The organism is Mesorhizobium sp. M7A.T.Ca.US.000.02.2.1 (assembly GCF_003996995.1).
Taxonomy (GTDB): Bacteria; Pseudomonadota; Alphaproteobacteria; order Rhizobiales; family Rhizobiaceae; genus Mesorhizobium.
The window spans coordinates 1-14835 of record NZ_RZTT01000013.1 but is presented as its reverse complement, the minus strand read 5'-3'; the positions used below and the strand labels follow the sequence as shown (position 1 = coordinate 14835).

Genomic DNA, 14835 nt, shown 5'->3' with positions numbered 1-14835 from the left:
GATTTCCAAGAATAAGTTCGGAGACCAAGAAAATGCCCAAGGGATACTGGATCGCCCGTGTCGATGTGCGCGACGCGGAAGGCTACAAGGACTATGTCGCCGCCGCCAAGCCTGCCTTCGAGCGATTCGGTGCGAAATTCCTGGCGCGCGGGGGCGAGCATGAAAAGGCCGAAGGCCCCGGCCGGGCACGCAACGTCATCATAGAGTTCGAATCGCTTGCCGCCGCGCATGATTGCTACCATTCGCCGGAATACCAGCGCGCCGTCGCCATCCGTCAGAAGGTCGCCGACGGCGAAATCGTTCTGGTCGAGGGCGCCTGAGGTCCTTGCAAGCATAGTTCCGAAGAAAGTCATTCCGGTTTCACCGGAGATCATGCTCAAAATCGGATAAAGCCTGGCGGCGTTTGAAGCCCCGCAGGCCCATTTTACATCCCTTTGCTCCGGCGATTTCACGGTCATCTGCCTGGCGCAGTTGCCGGGTGCGGAGCCGTGCCGACGAGCGGTCATTCAACGCGGGTCGGATTGCCGGTTGACATGCAGGTATTTACCTGCATATTGTGCCTTATAACAGAGTGAGGCAGATGGACGCCGACAAGGTTTTCAAAGCGCTGGGCGACCCGACACGCAGAAGGCTGCTCGACCTTCTGTGCGAGCAGAACGGGCAGACGCTCAGTCAGCTGTGCGACCATCTGGACATGGCCAGGCAATCCGCCACCCAGCACCTCGACCTGCTGGAGGCGGCCAATCTGGTGAGCACGGTCAAGCGCGGCCGCGAAAAGCTGCATTTCATCAATCCCGTGCCGCTGCACGAAGTCTACGAGCGCTGGGTACGGAAATTCGAACGGCAGCGGCTCAGCCTGCTGCACGACCTGAAGCAAGAACTCGAAGGAGAAGACCGATGACCAGGGAAACGACCAGCTTTGTCTACGTGACCTATATCCGCTCGACGCCGCAGAAGGTGTTCGAGGCCATAATCAAGCCCGAGATCGCGAAGCGCTACTGGGGCCACGAGAACGTCTCGGAATGGACGCCGGGCTCGAAATGGGAGCACATCCGCGCCAATGACGAACGGACCGTCGAACTCGTCGGCAAGGTCGTCGAGATTTCGCCGCCGACCCGCCTCGTCATCACCTGGGCGAACGCTTCGCAGGCGGACGATCCGTCGAAAACCAGCCGGGTGACGTTCGCCATCGAGGAATACGACACCATGGTGCGGCTGACCGTCAGCCATGACGAGCTCGAATCCGGCAGCGGCATGGCGAAGGGCGTCAGCCAGGGTTGGCCGGCGGTGCTGTCGAGCCTGAAATCTTTCCTCGAAACCGGCAGCGGCATCGACATTTTCGCCAAGCCGAAATCGGCCTGATGCTGCGACCTCAAGCAGAATCAGACCCGTGGAGAATGGCAATGACCAAACGCTTTACCGGCGGCTGCGCATGCGGCGCGATCCGCTACGAAACCAATGACGAGCCGATCTTCCAGAACCACTGCCAGTGCAGCGATTGCCAGAAGCGCTCAGGTACCGGCCACGGATCCTACCTGACCTTCGGCCAACGTGCCGATATGGCCATCACCGGGGAGGTGAGCACCTGGCGCGTGGCGGGCGCCAGCGGCAACGAAAAAATCCACACCTTCTGTCCAACCTGCGGAACGCCGGTCTTTCTGATACCCGTCGCCATGCCCGAGCTGATAGTGGTCCACGCGGCCAGCCTCGACGATCCGGAACAGTTCAGCCCGCAGATGGTGACCTACACGAGCCACGGGCATGCCTGGGACAAGATGGATCCGTCCTTGCAGGCGGTCGAGCGAATGCCTCAGGGGTAAACTCGCTGGAAGTATTGGACCTCCAGGGGTACGCTGTAGGCGCTTACAGAGGGGGCGTCTGCATGGCCGGAAGCAATCGATATTCACCGATCGGCAAGGGCCTTTTCATCGCACAGATGCTTGTTGGCGGTACAGGCGTGGCAGTCGGCCTCTGGACTGGGAAAGCCATTTCACTGCAGCATGGCGGGGGGATCTTTCTCGTAGATCGGGCCCAAGACCCGTTCCTTTATTGGTCTGCACTGATCATAACCCTGCTCGTCCTTGTCGCGTGGCCGCTCTGGTATCTCTATAGGGGCCCACCAAAGCGCTAGGCTGCTACGGAGACAGCAGCAATGCGCGCGACTGCGGCCGCACGCTGCCAGGCAAAAAGGGTGCGACAAACCTAACCGTCATGGCGCTGGCCGATCAGCCGGCTCGCCGCGGTTTCGGCCATGGCGTCGGCCAGCTCGAGGCCCCATTGCTGGCGGCAATAGGCGCGAAAATCGAAGCAGGGCAGGCCGGGGCAGACCTCGAACTCGATGAGGTGGACGGTATCGTCGGCCTCGACCCTGAGATCGATGGAAAACACATCGCGCAGGCCGAGCCCGCCCATCAGCCGCCCGGCGATCGCGCGAATCCTGGTGTCGGCGGCCGGCTGGCTGTCGGCAACCGCGACGAGTTCCGGTTCGGCATAGTGTCCAGCCGCTTTCGCTGCCTCGCCAGTATCGCCGTAGAGCGCCAGGCTGTCGGCCATGGTCTGGAAATCGGCGCCCGAATCGACAAAGGCCACGCCAAGCGCTTCGACCTCGGCGCCTGGCACCAGGCCGAGGAAACTGGCGCGCACGTTGCGGCCGGCGACATAGGGCTGGACGACGACATCGTCGCGATAGGCCGAAAAGACGCGCCGGCTAAGCTCCAGTGCATGGCCGAGCTCGGCCACACGCGAATCCGGCCAGATGCCGATCTTGGCGCCGAGCCGGTTGGGCTTGACGAACCAGCCGGCGGGCGAGGCCGGCGGCTCGACCAGCCATTGGCCGTCGCGCGCAAGCCCAGCCTGTGGCACCGGCAGGCCGAGTGCGCCGAGCACAGCGCCGGAGCGGAACTTGTCCTGGCAGAGCGCGAACAGCGCATCATCTGCGCCAACCGTCTTGAAACCGCCCAATCGCGCCAGAGCGGGCGCCGCGCCGCCGCGGAAATAGGCGATGCCGTCGGTCAGCGTCCAGACCAGCGTCGTGCTGGGGTGCTCCTCGGCGAGCACCGTTGCGGCGTCGTCCAGCGCCACTGGCGCAAACGACAGGCCGCGTGCCTGGCAGGCGCGGTCAAGCGCCTCGAATTCAGGAGCGAGATCGGTAGACTGCGCCAGATAGGACGCGATTTCGCCGGCACGCTGCGGCGCATGACCGTCGGCGACCAGACGGTCCAGGCAGGCCTTTTCCGGCTCATGGACGAGGATCAGTTTCGGCTTGCGGCTGGGCATGAGATGACGATCCCCGGCAGTAGGATTGCCTACCATCGCATGGTCAAGGCGTCAGGCTCTCGTGAAACCGACACGGCGCGGGCGGTTGCGTGACAACGCACCGTCCTACCGCAGAATCCAGTTCGCTCAGGCGATCAGCACGCGCGGCTCGAAGCGGCCGTTGACGGGAATATCGAGCAGAAAGGTCATGCCGCCCTGCAGATCCAGCAGACGCTGCTTCTCGTCCTTGCCCGACCAGGCGGAGGTGACCGCCAGCCGGTCGGCCTTGGCACCGACAAAGGCCGGGCAGGATGGCTGCGTCACCGGCATGGCGACCGTGCGGACGAGCTTGCCGTCGGGCCCATAGGCTTCGATGACGCTGCCGCCCCAGACGGCGTTCCACAGGATGCCGTCGCGGTCGAGCACGGATCCGTCGATATAGCCCTTGGCCGAGCGGTGATCGACGAACAGCTTCGGCTCACCGGCAGGCAGGCCGGTCGCCGGGTCGCAGGCGACCCGCATCAGCAGCCCGGTCGAGGTGTCGGTGTAGTAGGCGATTGCGCCATCCTCGGTAAAACAGATCGAATTGGAGACGGTGATGTCCGAAAACAGCCGGCGCAGTTCGCCTCTGAAAAACCAGTAGATCGAACCCGCACCCTTTTCCTCGCCCTTGCCCATGGTACCCATCCACAAGGCGCCGCAGGGGTGGACCCGGGAATCGTTGGAGCGCGTAACCGGATTGTCGGCCTCGACAGGCGTGTGCAGCGTCAATTTGCCGGTCGCGACATCGCGGACATAAAGGCCGGTTTCGGCGGCGATAAGCTGGCGCTTGTCGTCGATGATTGCGATGGCGCTCGCCATTTGGCCGAGCTCATGGACGGTGGCCGCGCCGCCGGACAGCTGCTTTTGCAGAAGCTGACCGTTGACGATGTCGAACCAGTAGAGCGTATCGGTGGCGGGATCGTAGCTCGGCCCCTCGCCGAGTTGGCAGACGTGATCGGAAAAAACCGAAACGATGGCTTCGCTCATCATGCGTCTCCGCCGAATGCTGCATCCCAGGCTGTCACCGCCGCCTCGGCCCGCGCGGCCACCTCGTCGACGCTCATGCCAGGCTTGAACAGGCTGGAGCCCAGACCAAAGGCGGTCACGCCGGCCGCCTTGTAGCCGGCAAAATCTTTTTCGGAGACGCCGCCGACGGCACCGACCAGCGTTTGCGCCGGCAACACCGCGCGCATCGCGGAAATGCCGCCTGCACCCAGCACGCTCGCCGGGAAGAATTTAAGCGCCGAGGCGCCGAGCTTGATCGCCTGGAAAGCTTCGGTCGGCGTGAACACGCCGGGCATCGTCACCATGCCGTAATGCATGGCGCGCGCCATCACCTCGGCATCGATGTTGGGACTAACCAGCAGCCGCCCTCCGGCCTGGTGCAAGCCATCGACATCGGCTGGCGTCAGCACCGTGCCGGCGCCGACCAGCGCCGTTTTCGGCAGCACTTGGACGATTCGGGCGATCGACGAGAACGGTTGCGGTGAGTTCAGCGGCACTTCGATCGCCTCGATGCCGGCGTCGAACAGTGCCTGGCCCATGGCCATCGCCTCGGTGGGCTTGAGCCCGCGAAGGATGGCAACCAGCCCGCGCTTTAGTTTTGGAAACGGTGCGGTCTGGCTCATCGGGCTGCTCCAATTCTGGCGATCATGCCGTTCTCACGCGCCGCCTCGACGAGACCTGCACGCACCGCCTCGTCAGCGTCGACGGCCCGAACCTCGAGGCCGGCAAGGCCGAGTGCCTCGCTGTAAAGCGTTCCCAGCGCACCGGAGGCGACCAGCACCACGGGTTCCGCACCGGCGCCGTGCCGACGGCTGGCGGAGGCGATCTCGCCGCCGATCAGAAGGCCGGACAGGCAGGCTGCGGCATCGTCGGCTTTCAAATCCTGCAGCAGGCCGGCGGCGCGGATGGAAAACAGCCGCGAGGTGACATCGCCACCATCAGCCAATGCGGTTTCGCACCAGCGGCGGAAGAACGGATTGTCCGATGTGACCGGCTTCGGATGCTCGCCGAGCGAATGGCGCAGGATCGAATGCGCGGCAAGCACGTAAAACAGCTCGCCGGTCGGCCAGGTGCCGAAGCCGGTGACAGTACCGTCCTCGACCAGCACCCATTTCGAATGGGTGCCGGGCATACAGACCAGCTGGCGTCCCTTGGCCGGCAAGCCAGCGCCGGCAAGCTGGGTTTCCTCGCCGCGCATGACGTCGGGCGCGTCAGTCAGTCGCTGGGCAAGGCCCGGAACGATGCGGATGTCGCGGCTCTGGCCGGGCACGCTGGCGGCACCCGCAAGGATGGCGCTAAGCGGCGCCGGCACGGTGACATAGGGTGCTTCCAGCCAGCCCTGGCGGGATCCGGCCATGCCGCAGATGATGACGGGCAGCGCCGCTGGTGCTCCCATCGCCGCCAGATGCCCTTCGAGGATGGTCGAAAAGCCCTTCTGCTGCGCCGTGATCAGGCCATCGTCGCCACGGCGTTCAGCAAGCACCTTGCCTTGCCCGTCGATCAGCCAGACCCGCATGCGGGTCGTGCCCCAGTCGACGGCGGCGACCGCCGGTGCGTTGCCGGCTGGGCTCACAGGAAACCTCCATCGACGACCAGCATCTGCGCTGTCAGCATGCGCGAGGCGTCCGAGGCCAAGAACAGCACGGTGCCGACGATGTCGTCGGGCTGCATCACCTGCTTGATGCATTGCTTGGCGACATGGGCGGCAAGCCCCTGTTCGGTCACCCAGAGCTCCTTCTGCCGCTCGGTGATCACCCAGCCGGGCGCAATGGCGTTGACGCGGATGCCGTCGACACCGAGCTTGCCGGCCAGCCCCTTGGTCAGGCCGAGGATACCGGCCTTGGCGGCCGTGTAGGACGGCATGTCAGGGTGGTTGATGAGATAGGACGTCGAGGTGAAGTTGATGATCGAGCCGCCGCCGGCCCGCTTCATGCCCGGCGCCACCGCTTGCGCGGTGAAGAAATGCGGCCGCAAATTGATCGCCTGATTGTTGTCCCAGAACTCGACCGTCACGTCCTCGACGGCGTGGCGTTCATCCCAGGCCGCATTGTTGACCAGCACGGTGACATCGCCATGCGCCTCGGCGGCCTTCGCGGCGGACGCCCGCAGGGCCTCGACGTCGCGCAAATCGGTCTTGAGATAGAGAGGCCGGCGGCCGAATTCTTTCTCAACGCGGTCGGCAAGAGCCGTGCTTGGGCCGTCGGCGATGTCGATGAAGGCGACATTGGCGCCTTGGCGCACAAAACCCTCGGTCAGTGCAGCACCTATCCCGGAGCCGCCGCCGGTGATCAGCACCGAGGCCCCCTCGAGGTCGGCAAAATGCGCCGATGGCATCATATCTGTTCTCTCCAGCGGATGGCCCCGAAAATCGGATCGATTTTTGGGAAAGGCATCATGCGCAAACGTTAAAAGCTACAGCGTCCTTTGCGCGTCTTGAAAGACGTGCGGCGCTGTAGCGTGACCGGCGCGCATCCTAGCCACGCAAGGCGCGCGGGCAAGGGCGAACCGTCGAATTTCAGGGCTTATGTCAGACGAAACGACAATGCGCCGCACCGGATGCGCGTGGCGGCACCGTCGGGATTACGGACTATGGGGAATCGCCGGTCAGATCGCCTTGGCGCGCAGGGCGCCACGGAAGGAATCACGGAGATAGCCGAGCGTGGCGTCGGCATCGACGGGCTTGCCGAACAGATAGCCTTGCCCGCCGGCACATCCGAACTGGACGAGGCGGTCGGCCTGCGCTTCCTGCTCGATGCCTTCGGCGACGACGTCCATGCCGAGCCCCTCGCACATTGCGAGAATGGCGCGGATGATGTGCTCCGAGGGACGGTCGTCGAGAATGGAGGAGACGAAGGCGCGATCGATCTTGAGCTTGTCGAAATGGAATTCGCGCAGACGGCCGAGCGAGGACTGGCCGGTGCCGAAATCGTCGAGCGAGACGCGGATGCCGACGCGGCGCAGATCCTCGACGATCTGCGCGGCAGAGGCCGGGTCGTTCATCAGGCCGGTCTCGGTGATCTCGATCTCCAGCCGGCGCGGATCGAAGCCGGTGCGATCGAGGATCGCCAGTATGTGCAGGCCGGTGTTCTGGTCGACGAGCTGCGATGGCGACAGGTTGAACGACAGGAACAGGTCCTTCGGCCAGCTTCTGGCCGCTTCGGTCGCTTTGCGCAGCACCAACTGCGACAACGGGCCGATGATGCCGCGCTCCTCGGCGATGGGAATGAAGACGGTCGGCGGCACCGAACCGAGGTCGCGATCGGTCCAGCGCGCCAGCGTCTCGAAGCCGATGGTGCGGCGCGTGTTGAGGTCGACGATGGGCTGGAAATGCGGCTCCACCTCGCCGGCCGAGACAGCCCGGCGCAGCGCCTGTTCGATGCGGGTGACGCGCTTGGCCGCCTCTTCCATCTCACGGGTGTAGACGACGACGCGGCCACGGCCGGAACGCTTGGCGTGATAGAGCGCCGTCTCGGCCTTGTTGATGAGGATTTCCGTGGTCTCGTCGCCCGAATAGAACAGCGAGCAGCCGACCGAGGCCGAAAGCCTGGCAGTGCGTTCGCCGACATCATAGGGCGCCGACAGGATCTCGATCAGCATGCGGGACTTTTCGGCCGCTGCATCCTCGCTGAACACCAGGGGATAGAGAAAGGCGAATTCGTCGGCACCGATGCGGCAGACCGTGGAATGGCCGTCCATCGAGGCGCGCAGCCGCATCGCGACCTGGATCAGGATGTCGTCGCCGGCCTTGTGGCCGAACAGATCGTTGATCGGCTTGAAGCCGTCGAGGTCGAGAATGCCGACGGTAAAGGGCGCTGGATCGTCGGCACGGTCGGCGATCAGGCGATCGACCTTGTCGAAGAAGCGGCGATGGTTGCCAAGCCCGGTCAACGGATCGGTGAATGCCAGATCCGTGCTCTCCCTGTTTGCCTGACCGGTGCCAAACGAAGTTTGCATCGGTGTCCCTGTTTTGTGACTTCGGAATTTATTTTCAGACTGGCAGCAAACCCTTTAGGAAACGTATCGCGAAATCGATTTTCCACGGGCAACCGCGACTGTTTCGAAGGATCGATGAAAGCAGCGCATTCGGGTGTCGGATGCCAACCCCAGGAATGTCGCGATTGGCAGACGGGCAGTGAGCCTGTACAGGCAAGACAGTCGTCCATCCGAGCCACCGGAGACCCGCAATGAAGCTGAAAATCGCCGTCCAGATGGACCACATCTCCACCGTGTCGATCGCCGGCGACACCTCGTTCGCGCTGTCGCTGGAAGCGCAGCGGCGCGGCCATGAGCTGTTCCACTACACGCCGGATCGGCTGTCGTTGCGCGACGGCAAGGTGTTTGCCCGCATCGAGGAAATGCAGGTGCGCGACGAGAAGGGCAGCCACTATTCGCTGGGCGAGAAGGTGCGCACCGACCTGTCGGAGATGGATGTGGTCCTGCTGCGCCAGGATCCGCCCTTCGACATGAACTACATCACCACCACGCACATTCTCGAACGCATCCACCCTAAGACGCTCGTGGTCAACGACCCGGCCTGGGTGCGCAACAGCCCGGAAAAGATCTTCGTCACCGAATTTGCCGACCTGATGCCGGACACGCTGATCACCAAGGATCCGCTGGAGGTCGCCGCCTTCCGCAAGGAGTTCGGCGACATCATCGTCAAGCCGCTCTACGGCAATGGCGGCGCCGGCATCTTCCATCTGCTGGAGGCCGACCGGAACCTGGCCTCGCTGCTGGAAATGTTCGGCCAGATGTTCCGCGAACCCTATATCGTGCAGCGCTATCTCAAGGACGTGCGCAAGGGCGACAAGCGCATCATCCTGATCGACGGCGAGCCGGTTGGCGCCATCAACCGGGTGCCGGCCGAACACGATTCCCGCTCCAACATGCATGTCGGCGGCCGCGCCGAAAGGACCGAGCTGACCGAGCGCGAGCGCGAGATCTGCGCCCGCATCGGCCCATCGCTGAAGGAGCGAGGCTTCATCCTGGTCGGCATCGACGTCATCGGCGACTATATGACCGAGATCAACGTGACCTCGCCGACCGGCGTGCGCGAGGTCAAACGCTTCGGCGGCGCCGACATCGCCAGCCTGTTCTGGGACGCGGTCGAGGACAAGCGGAAGTAAGGGCAAGCCTCTTTCACGGATACTGATTAGGGCTGCCGGTTAAATAGGATAACCGCCAACCCGATCAGGCTAACAACCGTGCTGATGGCCGCACCAATGATCGCCAAAAAAGCGACGACGCCAAATGTCACCACACATCTCTCACCGTGGCATCGGTCCAAAAAAGCAAAGAGGTAGATGCCGAGCCCGACGATGATTGGCGGCACAACCGCCATAATTGCAAGCAGCCTGGTGTTGCTCAAAGCGCGCGGCCCCGACGAGAGATCTCCATAGCCGTATCATTTCCCGCTGCGGCAACAACCATTCCGCGCGATCGTATTCAGTGATCGTGTTTTCCGTTTTCATTTTGTCTTAACCATGTTCCGTTTTTGCAACCACGCTCGCTTCCACTGCAACCCCAGCGGTCATGCGTTCCCGTAATGTTCTTGATTTGACCGTTGAAGTGTGATTGTCTGCCCGAGGGGCCGTTCCTGGCCTGAACGCAGGGCTGGGGCCAGCCTGAATTGGGGTTGCACGATGGTGGCGCGGGTTCGCACGGTGGCTTTCCAGGGCATCGAGGCCGTGCCGGTCGACGTGCAGGTGATGATCGCGCCCGGCAAGGTCAACATGCACATCGTCGGCCTGGGCGACAAGGCGGTGGCCGAAAGCCGGGAGCGGGTGCAGGCCGCACTGCATGCTTCCGGCCTGTCGATGCCGTCGAAGAAAGTCACGGTCAATCTGGCGCCGGCCGACCTGCCGAAGGAAGGCAGTCATTACGACCTGCCGATCGCGCTTGGCCTGATGGCTGCCCTTGGCGCCATTCCGGGCGACATGCTGGCCGGCTATGTCGTGCTTGGAGAATTGTCGCTCGACGGCACAATTGCCGCGGTCGCCGGCGCCTTGCCGGCGGCTATCGCCGCCAATGCGGAAGGCAAGGGCCTGATCTGTCCGTTCGCCTGCGGACCGGAGGCGGCCTGGGCTGGAAAGGATTTCGACATTCTGGCGCCGCGCAGCCTGATCGCCATCGCCAATCATTTTCGCGGCACGCAGGTGCTGTCGCGCCCCGAGGCCGGCATCCATGCCGCCGCTCTGGATTTGCCTGACCTCGCCGACATCAAGGGCCAGGAGACCGCCAAGCGGGCGCTGGAAGTGGCCGCCGCCGGTGGGCATAATCTCTTGATGATCGGGCCGCCGGGCTCGGGCAAATCGATGCTGGCGCAGCGGCTGCCGTCGATCCTGCCGCCGCTGGCGCCGAAGGAGCTTCTGGAAGTCTCGATGATCGCCTCGGTGGCGGGAGAGCTCGGCGAAGGCAAATTGACCGACCGGCGGCCGTTCCGCGCGCCGCACCACTCGGCCTCGATGGCGGCGATGGTCGGCGGCGGCATCCGCGCGCGGCCGGGCGAGGTGTCGCTGGCCCATCACGGCGTGCTGTTCCTAGACGAGTTTCCCGAGTTCACACCGCAGACGCTCGATGCGCTGCGCCAGCCATTGGAGACCGGCGACTGCATGATCGCGCGGGCCAACCATCGCGTCACCTATCCGGCGCGCATCCAGCTGGTGGCGGCGATGAACCCGTGCCGCTGCGGCATGGCCGGCGAGCCGGGCTATCGCTGCCTGCGCGGCGAGCGTTGCCGTACCGACTATCAGGCGCGCATTTCGGGTCCGCTGCTCGACCGCATCGATCTCAGGATCGAAGTGCCGGCGGTCTCGGCCAGCGACCTGATCCGGCCCGACCGGGCGGAGAAAAGCGCCGATGTGGCGCTGCGCGTGGCACGCGCCCGCACCATCCAGCGCGAGCGCTTCGAGCGGCTCGGCGCCACCCGCGCCACCACCAACGCGCATTGCGCGCCCTCGGTCATCGAAGAGATCGCCATGCCGGACGCCGCCGGCCTGTCGCTGCTCAAGGACGCCAGCGAAAAGCTCGCCTTTTCGGCGCGAGCCTATCACCGCGTGCTGAAGGTGGCGCGGACGCTCGCCGATCTCGACGCCAGCGAAACCGTCGGCCGCATCCATCTGGCCGAAGCGATCTCCTACCGCATGAGCTCGGAGCGGATGGCGCAGGCGGCGTAGGTCCGCCGACATGCCGGCCTCGCCACATTGCATTCCGCGATCACGCCATAACCCGGCCTCCGCGAATCGATCATCTCCACGGTGCGGCGGACCTGATTGTCCGCTTGGCCGGCGTCCTCACCACCCAACGGCCCCCACCGACCGGACGCCGGCCATTTTCTTCCTCTTCCAGAAAGCGTGGATGTCATCGGCGTCGGACCAAGGTCCTGGCCTCCGCATTGACATTCCTTATTTAGACAATGCGAATATGGTTGTGGTCGGGGAGCCCGCTATGTTCATTGACTACTACGAAGTTTTGGAAGTTAGCCCGAACGCCAACTCGGAAACGCTGGAGCGCATATTTCGCTACTTTGCGATGCGCTATCATCCAGACAATCGCGAAACCGGCGATGAAGCCCGTTTCAGTGAAATCGTGGAAGCCCACAATACGCTCAAGGATCCGGTCAAACGCGCACAATACGACATCGCGTACAGGGACCATGCCGGCCTTCGCCGTGAATTGACCGAGGAAGCCAGCAACACCAAAGGCATCGAGCGTGACGTCGTGATCCAGGCCAGGCTGCTGTCGCTGCTTTACGCGAAGCGCCGGCACGACGTCGGCAATCCCGGGATCGGAGATGTGGAGCTCGAACGCCTGTCAGACTGTCCGCGAGAGCATCTCGAGTTTCATCTCTGGTATCTGAAAGCGAAGGGCTGGATAGCAAGAGTGGAAAACGGGACGATTGCGATTACGGTGGAAGGCGTCGATCGGGTCAACTCCGAACACCGTCGCGATCCCACCATCCGGCTCCTGGACCATACAGCTCCCTGACGCCTCACCCCGGAGAAAGCAGGCCGAAAACCCGCCGCCCATACTGGCCTCTTCAGCTCTGCTGCGCCTTCAGTTCCAGCCGCCGCGCGTGCAGCACCGGCTCGGTGTAACCGTTGGGCTGGACGCGGCCCTTGAAGACCAGGTCGCAGGCGGCGAGGAAGGCTACCGACTTGTCAAAGTCAGCCGCCATCGGCTGGTAAAGCGGGTCGCCCTCGTTCTGGCGGTCGACGATGTCAGCCATGCGCTTCATCGTCGCCATCACCTGGTCCTCGCTGCACACACCGTGGTGCAGCCAGTTGGCGATGTGCTGTGAGGAAATACGCAATGTGGCGCGGTCTTCCATCAGGCCGACATCGTTGATGTCAGGCACTTTCGAGCAGCCGACGCCCTGGTCGATCCAGCGCACGACATAGCCAAGAATGCCCTGCGCGTTGTTGTCGAGTTCCTTCTGGATGTCCTCGGGCGACCAGTTCGGCCGCACCGCGACGGGCACCGACAGGATGTCGTCGAGCTTCGCCTTGGGCCGGTTCTTCAGTGCCGCCTGCACGGCATGAACATCGACCTTGTGATAGTGCGTGGCATGCAGCGTCGCTGCCGTTGGCGACGGCACCCAGGCAGTGTTGGCGCCGGCCTTGGGATGGGCGATCTTCTGTTCCAGCATTGCCGCCATCAAATCCGGCATCGCCCACATGCCCTTGCCGATCTGGGCGTGGCCGGCCAAGCCGCATTCCAGCCCGATGTCGACATTCCACGCCTCGTAGGCGGAAATCCAGGCGGCCTGCTTCATGTCGCCCTTGCGGATCATCGGGCCGGCTTCCATCGAGGTGTGGATCTCGTCGCCGGTGCGGTCGAGGAAGCCGGTGTTGATGAACACGACACGCTCTTTTGCGGCGCGGATCGCCTCCTTGAGGTTGACGGTGGTGCGCCGCTCCTCGTCCATGATGCCCATCTTGATGGTATTCTCAGTCATGCCGAGCAGGGCCTCGACGCGGTCGAAGATCTCGACGGCGAAAGCGACTTCGTCGGGCCCATGCATCTTGGGTTTCACGACATACATCGAACCGGCGCGGGAATTGGCGCGGCGGCCGTTCGGCCCTACATCGTGCAGCGCGATCAGCGCCGTCATCGCCGCATCCATGATGCCTTCCGGAACCTCGTTGCCGTCGCGATCCAGTATCGCCGGGTTGGTCATGAGGTGGCCGACATTCCTGACCAGCATCAGCGAGCGGCCGGGCACGGTCAGCGTGCCGCCGGCGGGCGCGGTGTAGGAGCGGTCAGGATTGAGCTTGCGGACAAAGCTCTTGCCGCCCTTGGTGATCTCTTCCGCCAAATCGCCCTTCATCAGGCCGAGCCAGTTGCGGTAGATGACGACCTTGTCTGGCGCATCCACCGCCGCGACCGAATCCTCGCAGTCCTGGATGGTGGTCAGCGCCGATTCCAGGATGACATCGGCGATGCCAGCCGGATCGGTGCGGCCGATCTGGTTGTTGCGGTCGATCGCGATCTCGATGTGCAGGCCGTTGCGCACCAGCAGCACCGCATCGGGATTGGCCGCGTCGCCACGGTAGCCGACGAATTGCTTCGGGTTGGCCAGCGTGGTCGAGCCGGCCCCGGCGCTCAGCCGCAAGGCACCTTGCGCCAGCGACAGCCCGTTGACGCCGGCCCATTTGCCCGAGGTGAGCGGGGCAGCCTCGTCGAGAAAGGCCTTCGTCCAGGCAACGACCTTGGCGCCGCGCGCCGGATTGAAGGCTTTGCCCTTTTCGGCGCCATCCGTTTCGGGGATGGCATCGGTGCCGTAGAGCGCATCGTAGAGCGACCCCCAGCGCGCATTGGCGGCGTTGAGCGCATAGCGCGCATTCATCACCGGCACGACCAGCTGCGGTCCGGCAACATCAGCAATTTCGGGGTCGACATTGTCGGTCGATACGCTGAAGGCCGGGCCTTCGGGAACGAGATAGCCGATTTCTTTCAGGAAGCCCTTGTAGGCCTCCATGTCGACCGGCGCGCCATGCTCGCGATACCAGCCGTCTATCTGTTCCTGGATGGCGTCGCGCTTTGCCAGCAGCGCCCGGTTCTTCGGCGCCAAATCATGGATGATGGCCGAAAAACCGTTCCAGAAGGCGTCCGCTTCGACGCCCGTGCCCGGCAGCGCTTCCCTGGCCACGAACTCATGCAGCTCGCGGGCAATCCGCAATCCGGCGATCTCGATGCGGTCGGTCATCAGGCTACTCCAGATGAAAGGCTTTGCGGGCCTTTGGCATGTCAGGTTTGCCGGGTCAATTCAGCTTAGGGTGAAGGGAACGTATTTGCATCGCTTCGTCCTCCAGAGAGGAGCGGCATCGCAGGGCACAACCGGCCATGTCCAATCGCATATCGCGTCAATTTTCTCATTCCAGTAAACCCGGCCTTATACATTGCTGTCAAATAAATCAGGCATCTTTGGAGTATGCCGATGTCGAGATTTGCCTGGCTTACTTTTGTTTCACTCACTCTTGCGTTCGCGGGCGCCGCCCCCGCCGGCGCTGCCGATGTCGAGTTCATCGGCAC

At 63.6% G+C, this 14835-nt stretch carries 15 protein-coding genes; 7 read left to right on the top strand and 8 right to left on the bottom strand.

All coding sequences use genetic code 11. From position 1 onward, the window contains the following. The first annotated feature begins 32 nt into the window (after positions 1-32). The 4 genes from EOD15_RS02725 (at position 33) to EOD15_RS02710 (ending at position 1820) form a co-directional block, all read left to right on the top strand. Positions 33-320, top strand: coding sequence for a DUF1330 domain-containing protein (locus EOD15_RS02725; protein WP_023762651.1), 288 nt, complete (start codon positions 33-35; stop codon positions 318-320). Between the two features lie 260 nt (positions 321-580). Beyond that, complete coding sequence (locus EOD15_RS02720) at positions 581-901, top strand: helix-turn-helix domain-containing protein (RefSeq protein WP_127321643.1); 321 nt, start codon at positions 581-583, stop codon at positions 899-901. Next, entirely contained in the window at positions 898-1362 is a 465-nt protein-coding gene (locus EOD15_RS02715; protein WP_127321644.1) for an SRPBCC family protein, read from the top strand. The genes EOD15_RS02720 and EOD15_RS02715 overlap by 4 nt, the downstream gene beginning before the upstream one ends. A 41-nt stretch (positions 1363-1403) precedes the next feature. Next, the gene (locus EOD15_RS02710; RefSeq protein WP_127321645.1) at positions 1404-1820 is read left to right on the top strand and encodes a GFA family protein; all 417 of its coding nucleotides are present in this window, start codon (positions 1404-1406) and stop codon (positions 1818-1820) included. A 382-nt stretch (positions 1821-2202) separates the two neighbouring features. Here the strand turns inward: EOD15_RS02710 and EOD15_RS02705 are convergent, their stop codons facing one another. The 6 genes from EOD15_RS02705 to EOD15_RS02680 form a co-directional block, all read right to left on the bottom strand. Then, positions 2203-3276: a D-alanine:D-lactate ligase-like protein gene (locus EOD15_RS02705; RefSeq protein ID WP_127408271.1), complete on the bottom strand. Its 1074-nt coding sequence runs from the start codon at positions 3274-3276 to the stop codon at positions 2203-2205. 126 nt (positions 3277-3402) lie between these two features. Next, the gene (locus EOD15_RS02700) at positions 3403-4284 is read right to left on the bottom strand and encodes an SMP-30/gluconolactonase/LRE family protein (RefSeq protein WP_127319013.1); all 882 of its coding nucleotides are present in this window, start codon (positions 4282-4284) and stop codon (positions 3403-3405) included. Beyond that, positions 4284-4925: a 2-dehydro-3-deoxy-6-phosphogalactonate aldolase gene (locus EOD15_RS02695; protein WP_127319011.1), complete on the bottom strand. Its 642-nt coding sequence runs from the start codon at positions 4923-4925 to the stop codon at positions 4284-4286. The genes EOD15_RS02700 and EOD15_RS02695 overlap by 1 nt, the downstream gene beginning before the upstream one ends. After that, positions 4922-5875: a 2-dehydro-3-deoxygalactonokinase gene (locus EOD15_RS02690; RefSeq protein WP_127319009.1), complete on the bottom strand. Its 954-nt coding sequence runs from the start codon at positions 5873-5875 to the stop codon at positions 4922-4924. Before EOD15_RS02690 ends, EOD15_RS02695 begins: the two co-directional genes overlap by 4 nt. Beyond that, positions 5872-6639, bottom strand: coding sequence for an SDR family oxidoreductase (locus EOD15_RS02685; protein WP_127319007.1), 768 nt, complete (start codon positions 6637-6639; stop codon positions 5872-5874). The genes EOD15_RS02690 and EOD15_RS02685 overlap by 4 nt, the downstream gene beginning before the upstream one ends. Before the next feature lie 267 nt (positions 6640-6906). Continuing rightward, a complete protein-coding gene (locus EOD15_RS02680; protein ID WP_023814197.1) occupies positions 6907-8256 on the bottom strand; it encodes an EAL domain-containing protein in 1350 nt (449 codons plus the stop codon). Positions 8257-8486: 230 nt separating this feature from the next. Between EOD15_RS02680 and gshB the strand changes: the two genes are divergently transcribed. Continuing rightward, positions 8487-9428 (top strand): glutathione synthase, encoded by a 942-nt coding sequence (gene gshB / locus EOD15_RS02675; protein ID WP_127319005.1) that lies wholly within the window; start codon positions 8487-8489, stop codon positions 9426-9428. A 26-nt stretch (positions 9429-9454) separates the two neighbouring features. Here the strand turns inward: gshB and EOD15_RS02670 are convergent, their stop codons facing one another. Next, on the bottom strand, positions 9455-9670 hold the full coding sequence (locus tag EOD15_RS02670; RefSeq protein ID WP_127319003.1) for a hypothetical protein: 216 nt from the start codon (positions 9668-9670) through the stop codon (positions 9455-9457). Positions 9671-9944: 274 nt separating this feature from the next. Between EOD15_RS02670 and EOD15_RS02665 the strand changes: the two genes are divergently transcribed. Both EOD15_RS02665 and EOD15_RS02660 read left to right on the top strand, forming a co-directional pair. Continuing rightward, complete coding sequence (locus EOD15_RS02665) at positions 9945-11477, top strand: YifB family Mg chelatase-like AAA ATPase (RefSeq protein ID WP_127408270.1); 1533 nt, start codon at positions 9945-9947, stop codon at positions 11475-11477. A gap of 271 nt (positions 11478-11748) precedes the next feature. Beyond that, positions 11749-12288: a J domain-containing protein gene (locus tag EOD15_RS02660; protein ID WP_127318999.1), complete on the top strand. Its 540-nt coding sequence runs from the start codon at positions 11749-11751 to the stop codon at positions 12286-12288. Positions 12289-12340: 52 nt separating this feature from the next. Here EOD15_RS02660 and EOD15_RS02655 read toward each other — a convergent pair whose 3' ends face one another. Next, a complete protein-coding gene (locus EOD15_RS02655; RefSeq protein WP_127318997.1) occupies positions 12341-14509 on the bottom strand; it encodes a malate synthase G in 2169 nt (722 codons plus the stop codon). Positions 14510-14835: the final 326 nt, after the last annotated feature.

Excerpts from the sequence above, each read along its gene's own strand:
- EOD15_RS02725 (WP_023762651.1), top strand. The coding sequence starts at position 33 with ATGCCCAAGGGATACTGGATCGCCCGTGTCGATGTGCGCGACGCGGAA.
- EOD15_RS02720 (WP_127321643.1), top strand. The coding sequence starts at position 581 with ATGGACGCCGACAAGGTTTTCAAAGCGCTGGGCGACCCGACACGCAGA.
- EOD15_RS02715 (WP_127321644.1), top strand. The coding sequence starts at position 898 with ATGACCAGGGAAACGACCAGCTTTGTCTACGTGACCTATATCCGCTCG.
- EOD15_RS02710 (WP_127321645.1), top strand. The coding sequence starts at position 1,404 with ATGACCAAACGCTTTACCGGCGGCTGCGCATGCGGCGCGATCCGCTAC.
- EOD15_RS02705 (WP_127408271.1), bottom strand. The coding sequence starts at position 3,276 with ATGCCCAGCCGCAAGCCGAAACTGATCCTCGTCCATGAGCCGGAAAAG.
- EOD15_RS02700 (WP_127319013.1), bottom strand. The coding sequence starts at position 4,284 with ATGAGCGAAGCCATCGTTTCGGTTTTTTCCGATCACGTCTGCCAACTC.
- EOD15_RS02695 (WP_127319011.1), bottom strand. The coding sequence starts at position 4,925 with ATGAGCCAGACCGCACCGTTTCCAAAACTAAAGCGCGGGCTGGTTGCC.
- EOD15_RS02685 (WP_127319007.1), bottom strand. The coding sequence starts at position 6,639 with ATGATGCCATCGGCGCATTTTGCCGACCTCGAGGGGGCCTCGGTGCTG.
- EOD15_RS02680 (WP_023814197.1), bottom strand. The coding sequence starts at position 8,256 with ATGCAAACTTCGTTTGGCACCGGTCAGGCAAACAGGGAGAGCACGGAT.
- gshB (WP_127319005.1), top strand. The coding sequence starts at position 8,487 with ATGAAGCTGAAAATCGCCGTCCAGATGGACCACATCTCCACCGTGTCG.
- EOD15_RS02665 (WP_127408270.1), top strand. The coding sequence starts at position 9,945 with ATGGTGGCGCGGGTTCGCACGGTGGCTTTCCAGGGCATCGAGGCCGTG.
- EOD15_RS02660 (WP_127318999.1), top strand. The coding sequence starts at position 11,749 with ATGTTCATTGACTACTACGAAGTTTTGGAAGTTAGCCCGAACGCCAAC.
- EOD15_RS02655 (WP_127318997.1), bottom strand. The coding sequence starts at position 14,509 with ATGACCGACCGCATCGAGATCGCCGGATTGCGGATTGCCCGCGAGCTG.